The 968-nt window shown below is 47.7% G+C and carries 2 tRNA genes and 1 rRNA gene; all 3 read right to left on the bottom strand.

The features are described 5' to 3' along the window. Positions 1–207 precede the first annotated feature (207 nt). A tRNA-Ala gene (locus KAJ71_RS23160) sits at positions 208–283 on the bottom strand. Between the two features lie 132 nt (positions 284–415). Next, positions 416–492, bottom strand: a tRNA-Ile gene (locus KAJ71_RS23165). A gap of 75 nt (positions 493–567) precedes the next feature. After that, a 16S ribosomal RNA gene (locus KAJ71_RS23170) occupies positions 568–968 on the bottom strand; the annotation flags it as partial.

Consider the following 968-nt stretch of genomic DNA (forward strand, 5'->3'; position numbering starts at 1 on the left):
GGTGTTTCTGTAAACAGAGACACTGTCGTGCTGTTTATTTGAGAGACTCACTGACAGGTTACTCCTTACCCCAATACCTCTACGGAGGGATAAGTTTCAGCTGTCATGTTTCAATTTTCAGCTTGTTCCAGATTGTTAAAGAGCAAAATACTTCGCAGCATACTGTCACCAGTACACTCTGAAGTATTATCAAGGACTATATGGATATGGTGGAGCTAAGCGGGATCGAACCGCTGACCTCCTGCGTGCAAGGCAGGCGCTCTCCCAGCTGAGCTATAGCCCCATACAGTCACTGACAGAAATCTTTATGGGTACCAACTCTATGAAGAGTTAATTTTTCCTTAGACAAGGCATATTCACAGGAAGTTTACTTTTGGTAAACGACTGTGGATATAACGCAGTATAAGGGAAAATTTGGTAGGCCTGAGTGGACTTGAACCACCGACCTCACCCTTATCAGGGGTGCGCTCTAACCACCTGAGCTACAAGCCTATAAAGGTATTTCTGCTCGTTACTTTTTCATCAGACAATCTGTGTGGACACTGCACTCAACTGCATATCTTTAGGTAAGGAGGTGATCCAACCGCAGGTTCCCCTACGGTTACCTTGTTACGACTTCACCCCAGTCATGAATCACAAAGTGGTAAGCGCCCTCCCGAAGGTTAAGCTACCTACTTCTTTTGCAACCCACTCCCATGGTGTGACGGGCGGTGTGTACAAGGCCCGGGAACGTATTCACCGTAGCATTCTGATCTACGATTACTAGCGATTCCGACTTCACGGAGTCGAGTTGCAGACTCCGATCCGGACTACGACATACTTTATGAGGTCCGCTTGCTCTCGCGAGTTCGCTTCTCTTTGTATATGCCATTGTAGCACGTGTGTAGCCCTACTCGTAAGGGCCATGATGACTTGACGTCATCCCCACCTTCCTCCGGTTTATCACCGGCAGTCTCCTTTGAGTTCCC

This window comes from Serratia silvae (genome assembly GCF_023282985.1).
GTDB classification, from domain to species: Bacteria; Pseudomonadota; Gammaproteobacteria; order Enterobacterales; family Enterobacteriaceae; genus Chania; species Chania silvae.